This is a genomic window from Flavobacterium sp. KACC 22758 (assembly GCF_028736135.1).
GTDB lineage: Bacteria > Bacteroidota > Bacteroidia > Flavobacteriales > Flavobacteriaceae > Flavobacterium > Flavobacterium johnsoniae.
Genome location: NZ_CP117878.1, coordinates 2030431 through 2051322, shown reverse-complemented (window position 1 = coordinate 2051322; position 20892 = coordinate 2030431). Strand labels below are relative to the sequence as shown.

The 20892-nt window shown below is 33.3% G+C and carries 18 protein-coding genes; 5 read left to right on the top strand and 13 right to left on the bottom strand.

Annotation, left to right across the window (positions count from 1 at the left end; genetic code table 11):
* Positions 1 to 37: 37 nt before the first annotated feature.
* Positions 38 to 631 carry a tRNA-(ms[2]io[6]A)-hydroxylase gene (locus tag PQ462_RS08880; protein ID WP_012025392.1) on the bottom strand — a complete coding sequence of 198 codons (594 nt, stop codon included), beginning with the start codon at positions 629 to 631 and terminating at the stop codon, positions 38 to 40.
* 148 nt (positions 632 to 779) lie between these two features.
* Complete coding sequence (gene glyA, locus PQ462_RS08875) at positions 780 to 2054, bottom strand: serine hydroxymethyltransferase (protein ID WP_274253166.1); 1275 nt, start codon at positions 2052 to 2054, stop codon at positions 780 to 782.
* A 109-nt stretch (positions 2055 to 2163) separates the two neighbouring features.
* Here glyA and fahA point away from each other — a divergent pair, with 109 nt between their 5' ends.
* Positions 2164 to 3447: a fumarylacetoacetase gene (gene fahA, locus PQ462_RS08870; protein WP_012025394.1), complete on the top strand. Its 1284-nt coding sequence runs from the start codon at positions 2164 to 2166 to the stop codon at positions 3445 to 3447.
* A gap of 95 nt (positions 3448 to 3542) precedes the next feature.
* Here fahA and PQ462_RS08865 read toward each other — a convergent pair whose 3' ends face one another.
* Both PQ462_RS08865 and PQ462_RS08860 read right to left on the bottom strand, forming a co-directional pair.
* On the bottom strand, positions 3543 to 4727 hold the full coding sequence (locus tag PQ462_RS08865; RefSeq protein WP_274253165.1) for an endonuclease/exonuclease/phosphatase family protein: 1185 nt from the start codon (positions 4725 to 4727) through the stop codon (positions 3543 to 3545).
* 214 nt (positions 4728 to 4941) lie between these two features.
* On the bottom strand, positions 4942 to 5982 hold the full coding sequence (locus PQ462_RS08860; protein WP_274253164.1) for an agmatine deiminase family protein: 1041 nt from the start codon (positions 5980 to 5982) through the stop codon (positions 4942 to 4944).
* Positions 5983 to 6168: 186 nt separating this feature from the next.
* Here PQ462_RS08860 and PQ462_RS08855 point away from each other — a divergent pair, with 186 nt between their 5' ends.
* Complete coding sequence (locus tag PQ462_RS08855) at positions 6169 to 7689, top strand: choice-of-anchor I family protein (RefSeq protein ID WP_274253163.1); 1521 nt, start codon at positions 6169 to 6171, stop codon at positions 7687 to 7689.
* 199 nt (positions 7690 to 7888) lie between these two features.
* The gene (locus PQ462_RS08850) at positions 7889 to 9151 is read left to right on the top strand and encodes an OmpA family protein (RefSeq protein WP_274253162.1); all 1263 of its coding nucleotides are present in this window, start codon (positions 7889 to 7891) and stop codon (positions 9149 to 9151) included.
* 363 nt (positions 9152 to 9514) lie between these two features.
* On the opposite strand, the gene PQ462_RS08845 is transcribed toward PQ462_RS08850, so the two are convergent.
* The 7 genes from PQ462_RS08845 to clpB form a co-directional block, all read right to left on the bottom strand.
* Positions 9515 to 10405 carry a carbon-nitrogen hydrolase gene (locus PQ462_RS08845; RefSeq protein ID WP_274253161.1) on the bottom strand — a complete coding sequence of 297 codons (891 nt, stop codon included), beginning with the start codon at positions 10403 to 10405 and terminating at the stop codon, positions 9515 to 9517.
* Between the two features lie 181 nt (positions 10406 to 10586).
* The gene (locus tag PQ462_RS08840; protein ID WP_274253160.1) at positions 10587 to 10997 is read right to left on the bottom strand and encodes a hypothetical protein; all 411 of its coding nucleotides are present in this window, start codon (positions 10995 to 10997) and stop codon (positions 10587 to 10589) included.
* Between the two features lie 249 nt (positions 10998 to 11246).
* Entirely contained in the window at positions 11247 to 11660 is a 414-nt protein-coding gene (locus PQ462_RS08835; RefSeq protein ID WP_274253159.1) for a hypothetical protein, read from the bottom strand.
* Between the two features lie 85 nt (positions 11661 to 11745).
* Complete coding sequence (locus PQ462_RS08830; RefSeq protein ID WP_274253158.1) at positions 11746 to 12621, bottom strand: DUF808 domain-containing protein; 876 nt, start codon at positions 12619 to 12621, stop codon at positions 11746 to 11748.
* 354 nt (positions 12622 to 12975) lie between these two features.
* Complete coding sequence (locus PQ462_RS08825) at positions 12976 to 14013, bottom strand: hypothetical protein (RefSeq protein ID WP_274253157.1); 1038 nt, start codon at positions 14011 to 14013, stop codon at positions 12976 to 12978.
* Between the two features lie 23 nt (positions 14014 to 14036).
* Positions 14037 to 14528 (bottom strand): T9SS type A sorting domain-containing protein, encoded by a 492-nt coding sequence (locus PQ462_RS08820; RefSeq protein WP_274253156.1) that lies wholly within the window; start codon positions 14526 to 14528, stop codon positions 14037 to 14039.
* A gap of 162 nt (positions 14529 to 14690) precedes the next feature.
* The gene (gene clpB, locus PQ462_RS08815) at positions 14691 to 17294 is read right to left on the bottom strand and encodes an ATP-dependent chaperone ClpB (RefSeq protein ID WP_274253155.1); all 2604 of its coding nucleotides are present in this window, start codon (positions 17292 to 17294) and stop codon (positions 14691 to 14693) included.
* 205 nt (positions 17295 to 17499) lie between these two features.
* Between clpB and ytxJ the strand changes: the two genes are divergently transcribed.
* Both ytxJ and PQ462_RS08805 read left to right on the top strand, forming a co-directional pair.
* Positions 17500 to 17889 carry a bacillithiol system redox-active protein YtxJ gene (gene ytxJ / locus PQ462_RS08810; protein WP_012025406.1) on the top strand — a complete coding sequence of 130 codons (390 nt, stop codon included), beginning with the start codon at positions 17500 to 17502 and terminating at the stop codon, positions 17887 to 17889.
* A gap of 19 nt (positions 17890 to 17908) precedes the next feature.
* A complete protein-coding gene (locus tag PQ462_RS08805) occupies positions 17909 to 18451 on the top strand; it encodes an HD domain-containing protein (RefSeq protein WP_274253154.1) in 543 nt (180 codons plus the stop codon).
* A gap of 132 nt (positions 18452 to 18583) precedes the next feature.
* On the opposite strand, the gene PQ462_RS08800 is transcribed toward PQ462_RS08805, so the two are convergent.
* Positions 18584 to 19762: a hypothetical protein gene (locus PQ462_RS08800; RefSeq protein ID WP_149207680.1), complete on the bottom strand. Its 1179-nt coding sequence runs from the start codon at positions 19760 to 19762 to the stop codon at positions 18584 to 18586.
* Positions 19759 to 20766 (bottom strand): DUF2157 domain-containing protein, encoded by a 1008-nt coding sequence (locus tag PQ462_RS08795; RefSeq protein ID WP_274253153.1) that lies wholly within the window; start codon positions 20764 to 20766, stop codon positions 19759 to 19761. The genes PQ462_RS08800 and PQ462_RS08795 overlap by 4 nt, the downstream gene beginning before the upstream one ends.
* Positions 20767 to 20892 lie beyond the last annotated feature (126 nt).

Here is a 20892-nt window from a genome sequence, read left to right as displayed (position 1 = left end):
AAACTAAAAACTGAGACTGAGACTGAAACTAAAAAAACTACCCGTGAATCGTTTCTCCTTTTCCGTAATTGGTAATAATTGATTCTTCAAAAGCCAGCCATTCTCTCCAGCGTTTTTCAACGTCGATTCCGGTTCCGTATTTACGTGCGTAGGTAATGAATGTTGTATAATGTCCTGCTTCGCTTTCCATTAATTCTCTATAGAAAACAGCCAACTCTTCGTCTTTAATATTTTCTGAAAGCACTTTAAAACGTTCACAGCTTCTTGCTTCAATCATGGCTGAAAATAATAATCTTTCAACAAGACCAGAAACACGGCTTCCGTCTCCGCTTCTTTTCATGTATTGGTATAGTTCGTTTACGTAATCATCTTTACGCTCACGTCCTAGTTTCAACCCTCTTTTGATGATAATGTTGTGAACTTGTTCAAAATGATCAATTTCTTCTTTGGCTAAAGCCAATAAATCTTTTACTAAATCCTGATGTTCAGAGTTATTGGTAATAATTGTAATTGCGTTTGTTGCTGCTTTCTGCTCGCACCAAGCGTGATCTGTCAGGATTTCTTCGATGTTTTTCTCAACGATATTTACCCATCTTGGGTCTGTTGGCAATTGTAATCTTAATACGCCCATTTTTTTAAGTCTTAAAGTTTGAAAGTCAAAAGTCATAAAGCCATTAGAAAACCTAAAAAGAAAAATCGAAGATCAAAAACTAAACACAGAAATTCACATTTCTTTTTTAGACTTTTGACCTTCGACTTTAAGACTTTACGACTAATTTTTAATACGCAAAAATTGGTCTTTCGCTCATTAATTCGTTTACTTCTTCAGCAACCTCTTCGATAATGTCTTCATTTGTATGATTTGTTAATACTTTATCGATAAGTGCCACGATAGTTTCCATATCTTTTTCAACTAAACCACGAGTTGTGATTGCAGCTGTTCCAACACGAATTCCAGAAGTGATAAATGGCGATTTATCATCAAAAGGAACCATGTTTTTGTTTACTGTAATTTCTGCTTTTACTAATGCATTTTCAGCTTCTTTACCAGAAATATTTTTATTTCTTAAGTCAATAAGCATCATGTGGTTATCAGTTCCGCCAGAGATAATGTTGTATCCTCTTTTTACGAAAGCATCTGCCATTGCGTTTGCATTTTTTTGTAACTGCATTGCATAAGTAAAGAACTCATCTTTAAGAGCTTCACCAAAAGCAACCGCTTTAGCAGCGATAATATGCATTAAAGGTCCACCTTGGTTTCCAGGGAAAACAGCTAAGTCTAATAATGAAGACATCATTCTGATTTCTCCTTTTGGAGTTGTTAATCCTTGTGGATTTGGGAAATCTTTCCCCATTAAGATTAGACCTCCACGTGGTCCTCTTAATGTTTTGTGAGTCGTTGTAGAAACGATATGACAATGTGGAATTGGATCGCTTAATAATCCTTTTGCAATAAGCCCTGCCGGGTGAGAAATATCAGCAAATAAGATCGCTCCTACGCTGTCTGCAATTTGTCTGAAACGAGCAAAATCCATATCACGAGAATAAGCCGAAGCTCCTGCGATGATTAATTTTGGCTGTTCTTTAGTTGCAATTTCCTGAATTTTATCATAATCTAAACGTCCTGTTTCAGCATCTACACCATAGAAAACCGGACGGTATAAACGTCCTGAGAAGTTTACAGGCGAACCGTGAGTTAAATGTCCTCCGTGAGACAAATCGAAACCTAAAATAGTATCACCAGGATTTAAACAAGCGTGGTAAACGGCAGTGTTTGCCTGAGAACCTGAGTGAGGCTGTACGTTTGCATATTCAGCTCCAAATAATTCTTTTGCTCTGTCGATAGCAATCTGCTCGATAACGTCAACTACTTCACAACCGCCGTAGTATCTTTTGCCAGGATAACCCTCAGCATATTTGTTAGTTAAAACAGACCCAGCTGCTTCCATTACCTCATCACTTACAAAATTTTCTGAAGCGATAAGTTCTAATCCGTGAATTTGTCTATCTTTTTCCTCTTGGATAAGATCAAAAATTTGTTCGTCGCGTTGCATTTTTTCGTTTTTCGTTAATTTCCTGCAAAAATACAAAAAAACGTTTGTGATACTGGCAGATTATGATATATTTGACATATAATTTTTCAACAAATAATTAACATCTAACATGCCAATAACCGCCAACGATACAAATAGAAAATCATGGTTAGAAGTACCAGAAAATAGTGACTTCCCTATTCAAAATATTCCTTTCGGCGTGTTTCTTACCAAAGAAAATGTCGTTACAGTGGGAACTAGAATTGGCGATTATGCCATAGATTTAGGGGCTTTACAACAATTAAACTATTTTGAAGGAATAGAATTAACCGATGATATGTTTATGCAGGACACGCTGAATGATTTTATTTCTGACGGAAAAAAAACATGGCGTTTGGTGCGAAATCGTATCGCTGATATTTTCGACGAGACTAATCCACAACTAAGAGATTCAACAAAACACCGAGATATTGTTATATTTAAGATTGAAGATGTAGAAATGCAGCTTCCGGTTTTAATTGGTGATTATACAGATTTTTATTCAAGCAGAGAACATGCTACAAACGTAGGTAAAATGTTCCGTGACCCAGAAAATGCTTTACTGCCAAACTGGCTTCATATTCCGGTTGGGTACCATGGAAGAAGTTCTACAATTGTACCATCTGGAATTCCGGTTCACAGGCCAATGGGACAAACATTGCCTGCGGGTCACGACACACCAGTTTTTGGAGCTTCGCGTTTGGTAGATTTCGAATTAGAAACGGCTTTTATTACTACTGACGTGAATGTAATGGGAGAAAACATCTCAACTTATGAAGCAGAAGACTATATTTTTGGTATGGTTTTACTAAATGACTGGAGCGCACGCGATATGCAGAAATGGGAATATGTGCCTCTTGGACCATTTTTAGCAAAAAACTTTGCAACTTCGATTTCTCCATGGATTGTGACTATGGATGCTTTGGAGCCTTTTAGAACCAAAGGCCCAAAACAAGATCCGTCTCCGCTTCCCTATTTGCAGACAAAAGGAAAAAAAGCTTTTGATATTCATTTAGAAGTTTCTTTAAAACCAGAGAATCAGGAAGAAACTGTGATTTCAAAATCCAACTTTAAATATATGTATTGGTCAATGGCACAGCAATTAACGCACCATACTTCTAATGGATGTCGTGTTAATTCTGGTGACATGATGGGTTCTGGAACTATTTCTGGCCCAACTCCGGATAGTTTTGGTTCTATGCTGGAATTAACTTGGGGAGGAAAAAATCCGTTGAAACTAAATGACGGAAGTGAACGTAAATTTATTGAAGATAATGACACAGTTATTATTCGCGGATTCTGCGAAAATAATGAAGTAAGAATTGGTTTTGGTGAAGTTGCCAGCCAGCTTTTACCTCCATTTACAAGACAATGAAGAACAGAGCAATCTGAAGTATAGAAATAAAAAAAACCTTGGCGAACCAAGGTTTTTTTTATGCTTTTAATCTCGAAAAAATTAAAAAAAGCTATTTATTCTAAGATCACCTTTACCCAAACCAAACGATGATCTGAACTTGATTCTCTTTTTTCAACTAATTCTGACATTGGTTCACCTTTTGCAGGCCAGAATACGCCGCTATTGACAAACGTAAAACCAAGTCTGGACGGCAATACATAATCAGCTCGCATTCTCCAAAAGGCTGTATGATTAACTCCAAAAGGATTTTCAGGACTATATTCAGTACCACCTTTGCTGGCAGGCGTAAAGTCGTTATTAATTTTCGGACTGTCTATTAAAGACTTTATACCTTCTCTAATTGCGTTTCCTTCAACTGGTGAAGCGTTTTGATCACCCATTACAACAAATCGGGAATCCAGAGGCAAACCTCCTTTTACCCCTTTATCATCATAAATATACGAAGCCGAATTGTCTGAAATATAATCTTTCCAGAATCGGATTTCATCATGATTTCTTTTTCCATTTCGATCTTCGTCGCCATCAAAAGTAGGAGGAGTTGGATGACTAACTAAAACGTGAACTATTTTATTACCAATCTCTACAGGAACATCCCAATGCGATTTTGAAGATAATGGAAATTCCTTCCATGCTTTCTTACTGTACCAATCCGATCCATCTGCTTTTTTGGTAAGCAATGCTCCCGGCATATCTTTCCATTTAAAATGTTGAAAAGTACGAACCGCGTTAACATCAATAGGATATTTAGATAAAAGCATCATCCCATATTGCCCAGGATACATACCAAATCCCCATGCATCATTTCCAAAATTATTCAACTTTCCATCATTGTTCAAATCGTAAGGACTTGGCTGGCCTGTATTTACTGTCGAATAATAGTAGTAAGGATAATCAATGGCTGCTGCGTCGCCTTGGCTCACATTCAAATATTTTTTTACAAATGCCTTTACACCAAGTTCAGGGTCTTTAATATAATCAAATTCGTTTAGCAAAATAACGTCTGGTCTAACGGTCTGAATAATGTGGGCAATATTTCTGATTTGAGCATTAACCCCTGAATTAAGCTGATAAATCAATATTTGCTCCGATTTCCCCATTGCACCTTTGGGAGAATAATTATCAGATTCCATACTTACATTATAGGTAGCAAATGTAAGTTCAGTTTTTTCCTGTGCCTCAGACTGCGAAAATAGAACTCCGGAAGAAAGCACGGAAAGGATAAAAAATATCTTCTTCATATAAAATTAAATCTGCATTTCTGCATTGTTAAACATACGAATATAAGAAGGATGCAGGGACACACGGCAAATCTGTATGTTAAATATACAACAAAAAAAAGCTGCCACTTTTGGTGACAGCTCAAATGATATAAGAAAGTCTCTGTATATCTGATAATTTTATTACGGATTAAAAAAAACAAAAGTGATTTTTTCTAATTTGCAGCTATTATTTTTATGCAGGAATCTGCTGACTTAAACAATGTAAAGTTCCAAATCCCCAGATAAAATCAATACAGCTTATACCGATTACTTCCCGATCTGGGAAACATTCAGATAAGATATTTAAAGCCACACGATCATTACTATCGTTGAATGTTGGTACTAAAACGCAATTATTTAAAATTAAGAAGTTCGCATAGCTTGCCGGTAAACGTAAATCTTCAAAATCGACACGTTTTGGCATTGGCAATGCTACAATAACCGGAGATTTTCCGTTTTCTAATTTTGCATTTTGCAAACGTTTTAAATTGTCCTGCAAAGGTTTATAGTTTGAATCGTTTTTATCTGTTTCAACAATAGTTACAATAGTATCTTCGTTTACAAATCTGCATAAATCGTCGATGTGTCCGTGTGTGTCATCTCCTTCTATTCCATCTCCAAGCCAGATTACATTGGTTACTCCTAGATATTCTTTAAAAACTGCTTCATAATCTTCTTTTGTAAAACCGGCGTTACGAACCTGAATTGTTGGGTGCATTAAACACTCTTCAGAAGTCAGTAAAGTACCTTTTCCGTTTACATCAATCGCTCCGCCTTCTACAATTACAGGTTTACCTTTATACATTACCTGAGTTAAAGGCACATCAATAAAGTCAGCCACTTTACCCGGAACAAATTTATCTAATTGATAGTTTTTATATTTTGCCCAGCCGTTGAAGTTAAAATTCAATGCTTCTCTTTTTGAACCATTTTTTACAATAATCGGCCCAGAGTCGCGCATCCAGCTTCTGTTGGTTTTATGAATGATATACGAAATGTTTTTAATGTTTACGCGGGCTCTTTCAAGCATATCAGCAACTTTTTCTTTCAGCTTTTCATCGGCTACGACCAAAAAAACAGTTTCAAAAGCGGCTACTTTTTTAATAAATTCTACAAAAGCCCATTGAACAGCTTCGTATTTTCCCGGCCAGTCATTGCCATTATGCGGAAAACACAATACAATTCCTTGCTGTTTTTCCCATTCTGCTGGAAATCTTCTATTATTTGTTGACATAAATACGTTCTAATTTAGAAAGTGCAAAGATAATCATTCGATAGGATTATAAAACAGCTGCTTAAAAAGATATAACATTTCACCCATAATATCTTATAAAATTTAAGTTAAAGATTAAATAATACAGACTTAATATTACACCCAAATCCGAGAATTACTTTTGGCTAAAAACTAAAACACAACAAAATGAAAAATTTAACTATCACATTGTTAGCTGCTCTTGTGTTTATGGCAAGCTGTAACAACGATGAAAACTCTAAAAATGAACCAGAAGCAGTTGTAAATGAAAATCCTGGAACTTTTAAAGAAATTGGATCAATTACAATTGGCGGTGAAGCTGCTGCGGAAATTTCTGCTTACTGCGAAAAAACAAAAAGACTTTTTACAGTAAATAACAGTGGGGTAAACCAAATTGATGTTATTGATATTTCTGATCCTGCAAAACCAATTAAAATAGGAAAAATTGATTTAGCTGTTTATGAAGGTGCTGCAAATAGTGTTTCTGTTTTTGACGGAAAACTGGCAGTTGCTTTAGAATCAATCACAAACAAACAGGCAAATGGCAAAGTGGTTATTTTTAATACATCTGACTACAGTTTAATTAAACAGGTAAGCGTTGGTGCATTACCAGATATGATTACTTTTTCTCCAGACGGAAAATATATTATGACTGCTAATGAAGGTGAACCAAATACTGATTATTCTCAAGATCCAAACGGAACAATTTCTATTATTGAAACTAGCACTTACAATGTTACAACTTTAGATTTCAGTTCGTTTGCTAATCAAGCTGCTGCTTTAGCAAAAGACGGGTTTAGAATTTCTAAATTTGCTAAAACTAGTTTTGCTCAAGATATCGAACCAGAATATATTACCATTTCTGATGATTCTAAAACTGCATGGGTAACTCTGCAAGAAAACAATGGTGTAGCAAAAGTTGATTTAACTTCTAAAACGATTACTGCTATTTATCCTTTAGGGTTAAAAGATTATAATACTGCTGAAAATGCAATTGATGTAAGCGACAGCGATAATAAAATTGCATTTAATCCTTGGAAAGTAAAAGGATTGTATATGCCAGATGCTATCAGCCATTTCTCTGTAAATAATGTTCCGTATTTTGTAACCGCTAATGAAGGTGATGCAAGAGAATATACAGCTTATACTGATGTGAAGCGAATGAAAAACATGACACTTGATGCAACCGTTTTTCCTGATGCTGCTACTTTAAAACTAGATGCTAATTTAGGAAGATTGAATCTTGTTGCTGATATGGGAGATATTGACGGCGATGGTGATTTAGACGAAATGGTAAGCTTTGGCGCAAGATCATTCTCTATCTGGAATGGAAACACAGGAAAAATTGTTTTTGACAGTAAGAACGATGTTGATAAAAAAACTAACGAATTAGGAACTTATGATGATAAGAGAAGTGATGACAAGGGTTCTGAACCAGAAGCTGTAGTTGTTACTAAAATGGGAAATCAAAACATTTTATTTGTTGGTCTTGAAAGATCTGATGCATTTATGGTTTATGATGTAACAAATCCTGTTTCTCCACAATATTTACAAACTGTAAAAACAGGTGATGCCCCAGAAGGAATTCTTTTTATTCCGGCTTCAAAAAGTCCAACTAAAAGAAGTTTATTAGTAGTAAGCAGTGAAGGCGACGGATCTGTAAAAATTTATCAGCCAGATTTAAAATAACCATTATTTCACAAATTCAAAAAGGGTAAAACTTAAATTTTACCCTTTTTTTATGTCAAAAATTCAATTTTAATTAACACATTTTCAGAATTATACGTTAATTAGTGGGAATTATGTAAGAGCATATAGAACATTGTCTTAAACATGAGCCATAATTTTGTCTGGAGTTTAAATAAAAACCCAATTAAATTTTGATATCATGAAAAAGAAATTAGCATCAGTATCCCTTTTACTATTAGCACTTACAGCAGGTGCTCAAAATATGGCTACCACATCAGCAAAACCAAGTGTTGACCAACCAGAATACAACAAATGGTCTATTGAACTTAATGGCGGTGTTAATAAACCAACCCGTGCTATGACCGCAGGTTATACTACAGAATCTTTAAATTTCTTTCACGGTGATTTAGGTGTAAGATATATGTTTAATCCTAAGTTTGGGGTAAAATTAGATGTAGGTTACGACCAGTTTAAAGAAAAGAAAAACACACCAGATTTTGAAAGCCGTTATGTTAGAGCCAGTTTTCAGGGGGTTATTAACGTAGGACGCGCTTTAAATTTTGAAACCTGGACGAATACAATTGGTATTTTGGCACATGGTGGTTTTGGGGTTTCGCAAATTAGTACTGAAACTGGATTTGGAGGGCAGGATTATATGGCTCACGGAATCGCAGGTATTACAGGACAAATCAAACTTAGTAACAGAGTTGCTTTGACTGGTGACCTTACAGGAATTGTGAATGGAAGACAAAACTGGAATTTTGACGGTATGGGTAATACTACTACAGGTTCTTTTGACGGAGTATTATTAAACGCTTCTGTTGGTTTAACTTTCTACTTAGGTAAAAACGAAAAACATGCTGACTGGGTTGGCGAAGAAGACAGAATTGGCGAATTGGAAAAAAGAGTGGACTTAATCGAAACTGGTCTTATCGATTCAGACAAAGACGGAGTTGCTGATTTATACGATTTAGAACCTAATACTATTGCAGGAGTAGCTGTTAATACAAAAGGACAATCTATTGATACAAATCAAAATGGTGTGCCGGATGAGCTAGAAAGCTATTTAGATAAAACTTACGAAAAGAAAGGCAGCGGAACTGCTACAAACAATACGGTTGAAGAGTTAATTAACGGCGGTTATGTAAATGTTTATTTTGATTTCAATTCATCTAAACCGACAAATGCTTCTTTATCTGGCGTTGATTTCTTAGTGAAATATCTAAAAAATAATCCAGGAAAATCTGCTGACATTATTGGTTATGCTGACGAAATTGGAAAAACAAGTTACAACACTGAATTATCAAGAAAAAGAGCTGAAGCAGTGAAAAAAGTAGCTGTAAACGCTGGAATCGATGCTTCAAGATTGAATGTAATTGCTAACGGAGAAGATACTTCGGTTAACAAAAACTCTAAAGAAGCACGTCAAATCGTGAGAAGAGTTACTTTCCAAGTAAAATAATCTTAGTCTATATATTAAAAAAGGCGGTTTCAATAGTTTTGAAACCGCCTTTTTGTTTAATAATATAAAAACAATAGATTTCTTTCTAGTTAATGGATATTTAATAAAAGCTCCAGAGGAGCAAAATATTTATAGAATTTCAATAGGACAAATAAAATAAGCTCCTACGGAGCGACATATTTTTTACAATCTAATGCATGTCGCTCCGCTGGAGTTTTATGCAAATGTGTATTTGTTGTTATAAATATTTTGCTTCTCTGGAGCAAATGTGCATTTCTTGCTAGAAATATTTCTCTTGTTCGAAGCTTACAAAAAAAGGGCAAAATATCAATTTTGCCCTTTTTATATTTTGAATAAACTAAATTATTTATCGATTGCTCTTTTTGTAATATCACCAAAAGCATCAATTCTTCTATCTCTAAAGAATGGCCAGTTTTGACGAACATTTTCCTGAAGATCTAAATCAACCTCAGCAATTAAGATTTCTTCTTTATCGTGAGAAGCCTGAGCTAAAATCTCTCCTTGAGGTCCTGCAATAAATGACGCTCCCCAAAATTGAATTCCTTCTGTTCCTTCAATATATTTTTCAAGACCAATTCTGTTTGCGGCTGCAACAAAAACACCATTTGCAACGGCGTGACCTTTCATTACATTCATCCATGCTCCGTATTGGTTTTCTCCGTATTGTTCTTTTTCTTTTGGATGCCATCCAATTGCTGTTGGATAGAATAAAACCTCAGCACCTTTTAAAGCAGTGATACGTGCCGCTTCTGGATACCATTGATCCCAGCAGATTAATGTTCCAACTGTTCCTTTTTTAGTTTCGATTGCCTGAAAACCTAAGTCACCTGGAGTAAAATAGAATTTTTCATAAAAATGCGGATCGTCTGGAATGTGCATTTTACGGTATAAACCAGCTTCTGTACCATCTGTATCGATGATGTATGCACTATTATGATAAATTCCTGCCATTCTTTTTTCGAAGAAAGGAACAATAATTACCACTCCTAATTCTTTTGCTAACTCGCTAAATGCAATAAATGAAGTACTGTAAAGCGGCTCTGCTAATGCAAAATTATCTACATCTTCGCTTTGGCAGAAATAATGACTGCTATATAATTCCGGAAGTAAGATTACCTCTGCTCCTTGGCTTGCAGCATCTCTTACCCAGCTGATACATTTTTTAAGATTATTTTCGGCTACATCATTCAGATTTAACTGAATAACTGATATTTTATACTTTCTTTTCGACATGACATAAAATTTAGAGTGCAAAAATAATACTTTTTAAAGGAATGGCAAAGTCTATAACTTTTATATAACATCGAAGAAATGCATCGAGATAATTGAATTATATAAAAAACCATTTTGCATTAATTTAAAATTTTAAACAATCGCAAAATGGTTTTCTATCTTGGAATATCAACTCAAAATATTATTGAATAACAACTTTTTGAGTCACGAATTCTGTTTCAGATTTTTTGAATTTAATTTCAAAAGTTCCTTTTACAGCCGATTTAAATTTATAAACTGTTTTTTTAGGTTCTGGTACTTGCTGAGTACAAACTTCTGATGGATATTTTACTTCAACTTGAAATCCTTTTACTGTACCAATTGTTGTCTCGCTGATTTTTATAAATTCGGCACAAGCATTATCCACAGTATAAGTTACATCATAACTCAATTCTTCATTTACTTTTCCTGTTCCTGCTCCTTTAATTTGTGTAACAAATGCTGTTTTTGTTTTGACTGGTGCTTCAGCATGATCATCATCATTACTGCATGAAACAAATGAAATTGATAAAAATAATACTACTAAAATAGATTTTAAATTAGAACTTTTCATATAAAATAATAATTAATTGTTAATTACTATGAAGATGTAACCGAGTTGCAAAGGTTGCTTAGATAAAATGTTAATTCGTTTTACAAAAAGACTAAATACCTGAATTTTAAAAAGTTATTCAGTAAAAATATTTTACAAAACAAATGTAATTTCTTACGAAAAATGATCAAGCGTTTGTGAATTACAACCATAAAAAAAACCGCTTTACAAAATTTGTAAAGCGGTCGTATTTTAAATAATCTTTTAGGTTTAGTCTATAACAACTTTTGTTTCTATGTATTCACTATCAGATTTTGCAATTCTTAAATAATAAGTTCCTTTTTGGGTTGGAGTAATTTTATATACTGTTCTTTTTATTGTAGGAGTAGAACTTTCGCATCCCGCTTTTGGATATTTAGCTTCAATTTGAAATCCTGGTTCTTTTTTAAATTCAACATCAGTAAATCTCTGAAATTCTCCACAGCTGTTTTCTACTTCAAAAGATATCACATAAGTCAGCTCTTGATTTACTTTTCCGGTTGTTGGTCCATTCACATCAGTTGCAAAAGAACTTTTAAAAATAACATCAGAAGTATCTGGTGTATTGTTGTCACTGCTGCATGAACTCAAAAAAGTTACCAGCATTAGAACCACTGCAATAGATTGTAATTTGATTTTTTTCATAGTATAATAAATTGTTCTTAATAATATATAGATGTAATAATTGATTTTAGTTGCGTATAAAAATGTTAAATTTTCAAATTTAGAATTATTTTTTAAAAATCTTTTTGAACAAATTTACAAATCCTAAAACAACGAAACCTAATATTAACCCAATTACAAATTCTTTTATTATCGAAGGAATATTAATTTTTTCTGCTAAATGATGAAAATACGGAATGTAGTGTACAAAGATACCGCCGGCAACTAATAGTAAAGCAATTGTACCTATTATAGTCAACCCTTTAATAACCAGTGGAAGTGCTTTTACTAAGATATTTCCAATGAATTTTGAAATACTTTTTTCTCCTTTACTAAACTTAATAAGCTTATACCCTGCTTCATCCATTCTTACAATAAGAGCTACAATACCATATACTCCTATAGTAGCGATCAAAGCTATTATTGATGTTACAATAATCTGCTGTGTAATAGGCTGGCCTATAACCGTACCCAAAGCAATAATTACGATTTCTACAGATAATATAAAGTCGGTTATAATTGCTGATTTTATTTTACCTTTTTCGGCTTCAAGTATTTGTTCTTCAGTCAAAGTTTCTTCGGTTATTCCTTCAGATTCTTCATGTTTGTGAGGAAATACAAATTCATATATTTTTTCGGCACCTTCATATGCTAAAAATAATCCTCCTAAAACCAAAATGACAATTATTGCAACTGGTAAAAAGGCACTCAGCAGAAATGCGATTGGCAGAATAATAATTTTATTAAGCAATGAACCTTTACTGATTGCCCATAAAACCGGCAGTTCTCTTGAAGATGCAAATCCCGAAGCTTTTTCGGCATTTACCGCCAAATCATCTCCTAAAATTCCTGCTGTTTTTTTTGCCGCAACTTTACTCATTACTGCAACGTCGTCCATAATTGCTGCTATATCGTCTAATAGTACGAAAAAACCTGATGCCATTATATTTGTCTTTGTTTAATGTTTAGTTGTGCGAATCTACTACTTTTTATGCGAATCTCTTTAACTAAAATTGGATTTAATTTTTAACTGCACTGCCCTAATAACAGCCAGATAATTATAAAAACTAATATGGTTCCAAAACACCCTCCGCCTAACTTTTTTGCGCCATATCCGGCGATTAATCCTCTAAATATATTGTTCATGATAATTTGTTTTATGTTACTGTAAATTTGAGAATTAAACCAAAAATTTACTTATAGGACTTTTAAAAAAAGTTTCATTATTCACGGGTACAAACAAAAAAACACCAGCTGAAATACTGGTGTTTTTAAATATATTTATTCTAAAAAATCTTTAATCGGTTGCAACGCTGTTACCTCTGTTTATTAAAGTTGTTTTATCGATAAGACCTTGTCCTGTAGGCGGTGCAGGAGGGTTTTGATACTGCAGTTGAATATAAGTTCCTGAAGCTGGAGAAATATTTAATAATCTGCTTAAAATTAAATTAACCTGAGAGCTTGAAAGAGCATTTCCATCAAAATTAAGACTTGCTTCACCATTATGAACTTTAACCAATAAAGGCAAATCTATAGAACTTAAAAGAGGATTTCTTCGAAAATAGATGCTTTTTGATTTTGTTAATACAGGACAGGAAATTGATACTAATGATAAATTTCTAGAAACATAGGTATCGAATCCATGTACCGCCTTTAAAGCAGGAAATAACAATGTTGCTAATTTATCGTTATTTTCTATCTTCAACTCATTATATATTTCACTAAGATTACTAAAATTTATTGCAGCTAATTTTAAATTTTCCATTACAGATAAATTAACTACATTCTTTATAGCACTTAAATCCAAATTTGTCAGGTTTGTCGTCCCTAAAACATAAATATTTTCTGTATTTGGTCCTAACTCATTCTGTAATTGCGTAACAGCTTGTGCATCTGTAATATCACCTGTTAATACAATACTTGTTTTACCTTGACTTTGAGCAGAGCCTGCATATAAAGCATAAGGTACACTTAAAAGCTGGCTTGTACCGCTTATAGTAAAATTACTCCCTCCTGTTGGATCTATTTCGGTTTTAATAAAATGTGATCCTGCTCCCCAATTGATATTGGCAAAAGTTCCAGAAGCAGGTGTTCCGCCTCCAATTTCTATTGTTGCTAATCCATTAGTATTTGTGGTGGTAGTTTGTGTTTCAACATAAGAAGCCGTTCCTGTTGCTGAACCTAATAAAATACTGGTTTTTATATTCACTAATGTATTCGCTGCCAATGTTCCGTCTGCTTTACGAATAACAGATTGATAACTCATCTTCTGCGGAGCCTGTGCAAATAAAACTGTAAAAGAACTTAATAATAATGCTAGAGTAATTTTTTTCATATATTTTTCTGCGGTTTAAAATGTTATTTTTTTATTATTTTAAAAGTTTTAATATTTTTTGAATTCTTATTTATGACCAAAAAATAAACCCCTTGATTTAGTCCCTGCATTGATACTCTGGTTTCTGAAGTTGTTACTTTTAGATTCTGTGATACTGTTTTTCCATTTATATCAAATACGCCATATGATAAATCATCTAGTTTATCATCATTAACAACTAAGCTAAGCTCGTTAATAACCGGATTTGGATAAGCAGTCATTGTAAGCTTAATTTCGGCAAATTCATTATTGCCTAATGTTGTTATTTCATATGGCTGTTGAACACCCTGAATAGCATTTTGATCCGATCCTGATAAAACTGTATACGCTATTTGTCCAATAGAATAACTTGCCGTACCGCCTGCACCAGCAGCATTTCCTCCCGTAACTACTATGCTTTCCTGCGAATAACCATTTGTTATGCAGAGAATACAAGTAACTAAAAACAATAAAAAAGTTTGTTGGTTTTCTTTCATATAATTGATTTAACTGTTGATTAGTTTTTAATTAGTCAAATATATAATAATTCTTACATGAAAAATATTTTACGAATAACATATAATGTAATAAACAAAAACACCAGCATTTCTGCTGGTGTTTTCTTATCATGACAACGCACCTTCTGTGCATCTCATTAATTATTTGGCTTCCTCAGTTTGATTTCTAAAAACCAAATTGCCATCAAAAGCATCTAATAAGATAATACTATCTGTTGTAATATTCCCTGCCAGAATTTCTTTTGACAATTGGTTTAAGACTTCTCTTTGAACTACACGTTTTACAGGTCTCGCACCAAAATGAGGGTCGTAACCTTTATCTGCCAGATAAGCAATCGCTTCTGGAGTTGCATCCATTGTAATACCTTGCAGAGCCAGCATTTTTGTAACACTTTTTAACTGTAAACTTACAATTCTTGAAATATTTTCTACAGTAAGAGGTGTAAACATTACAATCTCATCAATACGGTTGATAAACTCAGGACGAACAGTTTGTTTTAATAATCCTAAAACTTCATTTTTAGCTGCTTCTGTTGCTGCCTCAACGCTGCCTTTTAGATTTTCAAATTTCTCCTGAATAATATTACTTCCCATATTTGAGGTCATAATAATAATCGTATTTCTAAAATCGGCCAGACGCCCTTTGTTATCTGTTAAACGTCCTTCGTCCAGAACCTGCAATAAAATATTAAAAGTATCCGGATGTGCTTTTTCGATCTCGTCTAAAAGTACAACAGAATAAGGTTTTCTACGAACAGCTTCTGTTAACTGGCCTCCTTCATCATAACCTACATATCCTGGAGGCGCACCAACTAATCGGCTCACACTATGACGTTCCTGATATTCGCTCATATCAATACGAGTCATCGCATTTTCGTCATCAAAAAGATATTCGGCTAAGGCTTTTGCCAGCTCCGTTTTACCAACTCCGGTCGTTCCTAAAAACAAGAATGAACCAACAGGTTTTTTCATATCCTGTAAACCGGCACGGCTTCTGCGAACGGCATCACTCACAGCTTCAATCGCTTCTTCCTGACCAACTACACGTTTGTGTAATTCATCTTCAAGATGCAATAGTTTTTCTCTTTCTGTCTGAAGCATTTTTGTTACTGGTATTCCAGTCCATTTTGCTACAACTTCGGCAATATCTTCTCTTGTAACTTCTTCTTTAATTAAAGAATTACCAGATTGAAATTCCAATAATTGTTTTTGCAAATTTTCCTGACGTTCTTGTGCTTCTTTTATTTTACCGTAACGAATTTCGGCTACTTTTCCGTAATCACCATCACGTTCTGCACGTTCTGCTTCGTATTTAAAGTCTTCGATTTCGTGTTTTACAGCCTGAATTCCGTCAACGATATCTTTTTCTTGTTTCCATTTTGCATAGATTTCGTTTCGCTCTTCTTTCAGGTTGGCCAATTCCATACCTAAAATTTTCAGCTTACTTTCTTCTTTTTCACGTTTAATCGCTTCGATTTCAATTTCAAGCTGCATGATTTTACGATCCAAAACATCTAATTCTTCAGGTTTTGAATTGATTTCCATACGCAGTTTAGAAGCCGCTTCGTCCATTAAATCAATCGCTTTATCTGGTAAAAAACGATTGGTAATATATCTTTGCGAAAGTTCAACAGCCGCAATAATTGCTTCGTCTTTAATCTGAACTTTATGGTGCGTTTCGTATTTCTCTTTGATACCACGTAAAATTGAAATAGCACTTTCAGTATCCGGTTCATCGATTAGTACTTTTTGAAAACGTCTTTCAAGTGCTTTGTCTTTTTCAAAATACTTTTGATATTCATCTAGGGTTGTAGCACCAATTGCTCTTAGTTCTCCACGAGCCAACGCTGGTTTCAGGATATTAGCCGCATCCATTGCGCCTTCACCTCCACCTGCACCTACAAGTGTGTGAATTTCGTCAATAAACAATACGATATCACCTTCTGCGGCTGTAACTTCTTTTACAACCGATTTTAAACGTTCTTCAAATTCTCCTTTATATTTTGCTCCAGCAATCAAAGCTCCCATATCTAAAGAGAAAACGATTTTATCCTTCAGATTTTCAGGAACATCTCCATCCACAATTCTATGTGCTAAACCTTCTGCAATGGCGGTTTTACCAACTCCGGGTTCACCAATAAGCATTGGGTTATTTTTAGTTCGACGAGTCAGAATTTGTAATACACGACGAATTTCTTCGTCACGGCCAATAACCGGATCTAATTTTCCTGTACGTGCTAATTCATTTAGATTTTTAGCGTATTTATTTAATGAGTTATAGGTTTCTTCGGCAGAAGCAGAAGTTACTCTCTCTCCTTTACGAAGTTCTTCGATTGCTGCCTTAAGACCTTTTCCTGTAACTCCCTGATCTTTTAAAATTTGAGAAACTTTACTTTTTGAATCAAAAATTGCTAAGATTAAATGCTCGATCGAAACGTATTCGTCGTTCATTTTTTGTGCAATAATTTCTGCTTCGTTCAAAGCTTTATTTGCATCTCTCGAAAGCATAACATCGCCTCCGGAAACTTTTGGAAAACTCTGAATTGTACTGTCTAAAATTTGTAAAAACAAAGGCACATTTACATTTAATTTCTTTAAAATGAATGGCGCAACGTTTTCATCAACTTCAAAAATAGCTTTGAAAATGTGTTCATTTTCAATTTGCTGATGGCCGTTTCGTTGTGCTAATTGCTGAGACAACTGTATGGCTTCCTGCGATTTAATAGTAAACTTGTTTATATTCATATTTTTTCGATTTGATTGATTTTTTGTTTGAAATATTCGATTACATTAAAGTTACAATTTATTGAGATACATTTTTGACTCAAATAATCTAACTTTGTACTCGAATAGACAAATTATATTCCATAGTAAAAATAAAGACAAAATGACATTAAAAACGTGATTTTTATCATTTTTAAATGTCAAAAAGTCATAAAAACCGCCAAATATGAGTTTTTTAAATTCAATCTTCGGAAGTTCAGAGAACTCAGAAGCATCAAAAAGTAAAGTAAACTGGACAGAATTAACTGATATTCTTCAGTTAATGGAAATAGAAGCCATTTCTAATGAAAAACCGGTTGTTATTTTTAAACACAGTACAAGATGCAGTATCAGCCGTATGGCATTAAAACAATTTGAAAGAGAATTTGATCTGGAAGGTGTAGTTGATGCTTATTTTCTGGATTTAATTGCTCACAGAGACATTTCAAATGAAATTGCCAGCAGATTTGGAGTTTATCATGAATCACCTCAGTTAATTTTAATTAAAAACGGAAAAGCTGTTTACAATGTTTCGCACAGTGATATTGATGCCGAAGCTTTGAAAAGTAAAGTGTAATAATTCTAAAATTAACTGAATGGATGTTCAAACAGCTTATCAAAAAACTATAATTTTTGCCACCATAAAGCATTTAGAAAATAATCAGACTATTACTGATTCTAATCTTCCGTATGTTATTCATTTGAGTAATGTGGCGATGGAAATCCTGATTGCATCGAATCATACTGACAATTTTGATTTAAACTTTGCTATACAGGTTGCTTTATTACATGATACATTAGAAGATACAAATACCACATTTGAAGAACTGGAACATGAATTTGGGTTGGAAATTGCCAAAGGAGTTTCTGCTCTTACAAAAAACAGCAATTTACATAAAGAAGAAAAAATGCTGGATAGTTTAGACCGAATTTTAAAGCTGAGAAAAGAAGTCTGGGCCATAAAATTAGCGGACAGAATTACCAATTTACAAAAACCTCCTAAAACCTGGGACAATTTAAAAAGGAGAAATTATAAAGCTGAAGCAGTAATTATTCTGGAAAAATTAAAAGGCGGCAACACGTATTTAGAAAATCGTTTACAAACTAAAATAGAAGAATACGAAGCATATCTAGATTAAGATTCTTCATTTAAAAAACAAAAAACGCTGAATAAAAATTCAGCGTTTTTTGTTATAATTTTTCATTTTCAAATTCAAATTCACAATTAACCATTCATAATTCATAATTAATAATTAATAATTAATAATTAATTAAAAGCTTTCTCCAGATCCGCCTCCACTAAATCCTCCTCCTCCAAAATCCATTGGAGATTCGGTTTTAATTCCTGGTTTCATACCTAAAGTTGAAGCTACAATTAAAGTTTGAGCATTTAAAATAGCATTTGAATGATTGATCCTATCTGGTTTAAAGGTTAGTCCAGATTCTTTATTTTTTAATTTTTGGATTGAGAAAAAAGCAATTGTAAACATTACTAATCCGCCCAGAGTTAATGCAGCTTCAATTGGCAAAACCGAATAATAAAAACGGATTGTAAAAATAGTAAAAGCGATTGCAGCAAAACTAATCCAGAGCATAATTCTGTTTTTTGTTCTCAATGCCTGAACCAAGTATACAATTGGAACAATAAATGTAAAAGCGTAAAAGAAATAAGCAAAAGGAATATCATGTCCCGGCTGCACATCAACCCCTAAAAGTTCTGATGAAAGCTCTCTTACAACTAAATAATTACAAGAAAGATAAAATAAAATCAAACAGAAATTATTAGCTAATACTAAGCCATTATAATAGTAAACTTCGTTTAGATTATTAATTTTTCGTTTAGTGAAAAAATAAAACACTCCCGAAGTCAGCATTGCCGCAAAAGGCAAAATTGTTTTTCCAATATCTCCAATTTCAAACATTCCGAAAAACAAAACGGCAGAACAAGCAAAACAGAACACAAGCATAGATAATAAATGCAGGTATCTTTTGTAGGTTAAAAAAGAAGCAATCGCTACAAAAATTGCAGGAGTTAAAACTGTTTCAAAATCTTCTGTAATTACAAAAACACCACCTCCGATACTCAAAAGTATTCCCAAAATAAAAGCATCGTCTAAGCCGTGTCTATAAAATTTTTGATTCGCTAAAAGTTCAGCGCCGGCAATACCAACACCTGCAAAAAGAAAACAGCAAATTTTAAAAAAATAACGTTCAGAGCCGCCACCAGACAATCCCATCAAAGCAATTACACCACAAATAGATAAATAAAGAAATGATCCCAGCACAAAAAATCCTAAACGAACTAAAATGTTGTTTTGAATTTTAAAAGAAGGTAATTGATTTCTAATTATTTTCTTTTGATCTTTACTTATAAACCCTCCATTTTCAAGAGAATCAGCCTCTTCTGTCAAAAATAAATTATTCAGTAAATTTTTATCGTATTTTATCATTTTGCAATTTCTTTATTGAATTTTTTAATCAACATTATAAACAACACAATTGAGCCAATAAAGTAAATTGGCGATGACATAAAAAATAAAACCCATATTTCATCAAAAACAACATGTTGAAAAATTTTAAATAAAATAAATAAAAAAACATTAATACCAATATAAGCGTATAGAACCATGAAAACATAAAGCGAAATTGCTTTTAGTTCATGACTTACTTTATAAAAATAAAAAGATGATCCAGCTAAAATTAAAGAGAAAAGCAGCCAGGTTATTTCCTCACGAAGCATATTACTTATCGAAACAACACTTATAATATGTAGAGCAAACGTTAGATAAACTAAAGCAAAATGTGTTTTTAATTTAATTTTAAAACTATAAACTGTCCATAATATTAATAAAACACCAAGAATTATCGCTGAATAACTTAAACTTTCATTGGCATAAAAATCATTATTACCATTAAAAATATCCTGAGGTGTTACCGAAAAACCAATATAAGCAGCCAAACCTGTAACAGCAATTGTTAAAACGCTTTTGTTATCAAAATAATAAGCACAAACAAAGCTGACAATTGTAGGAACCAAAGTTGCCAAACCATAATCTGTTCCAAATACTTTATATTGAAACTGAAGGTATCCTATAAAAATACAGGTTAAAACATTTGCTGTTAAAACTAAATATTCAAGAAACGGACTTTCTGATGTAGTTTCATCTTTTTGAAAACCTTTTGAATTTTTAAAACAATAATAAAAACATCCACACGTAACAGCAAACAAAATAGACAATAACGCTATGTGACCAATGCTGTCGATATTATCGTATATAAGAATTCCTATTCCGGAAGTAAACATTAAAACTGAAATAGAAAGCAGCAGTTTTAGTTCTACATTAAGAGAAAAAATATTCAGACTTCGATACTCTTTTATTTCCTGAAACTGACTTTCAGTAATTAGATTTTTCTCATAGAGTTCCTGAGATGCCTGATCTTCAAATTGTGTCATATTTTTAATGTAGGTAATCAATTTGCAAATTTAACTAATTTAAGCCGAATTTTCTTAATTTAAAAAAGATATTTGAAGAAATAAAAAAACCGATTTGTATGGTAAGAAATCGGCTTTTTTAATAAT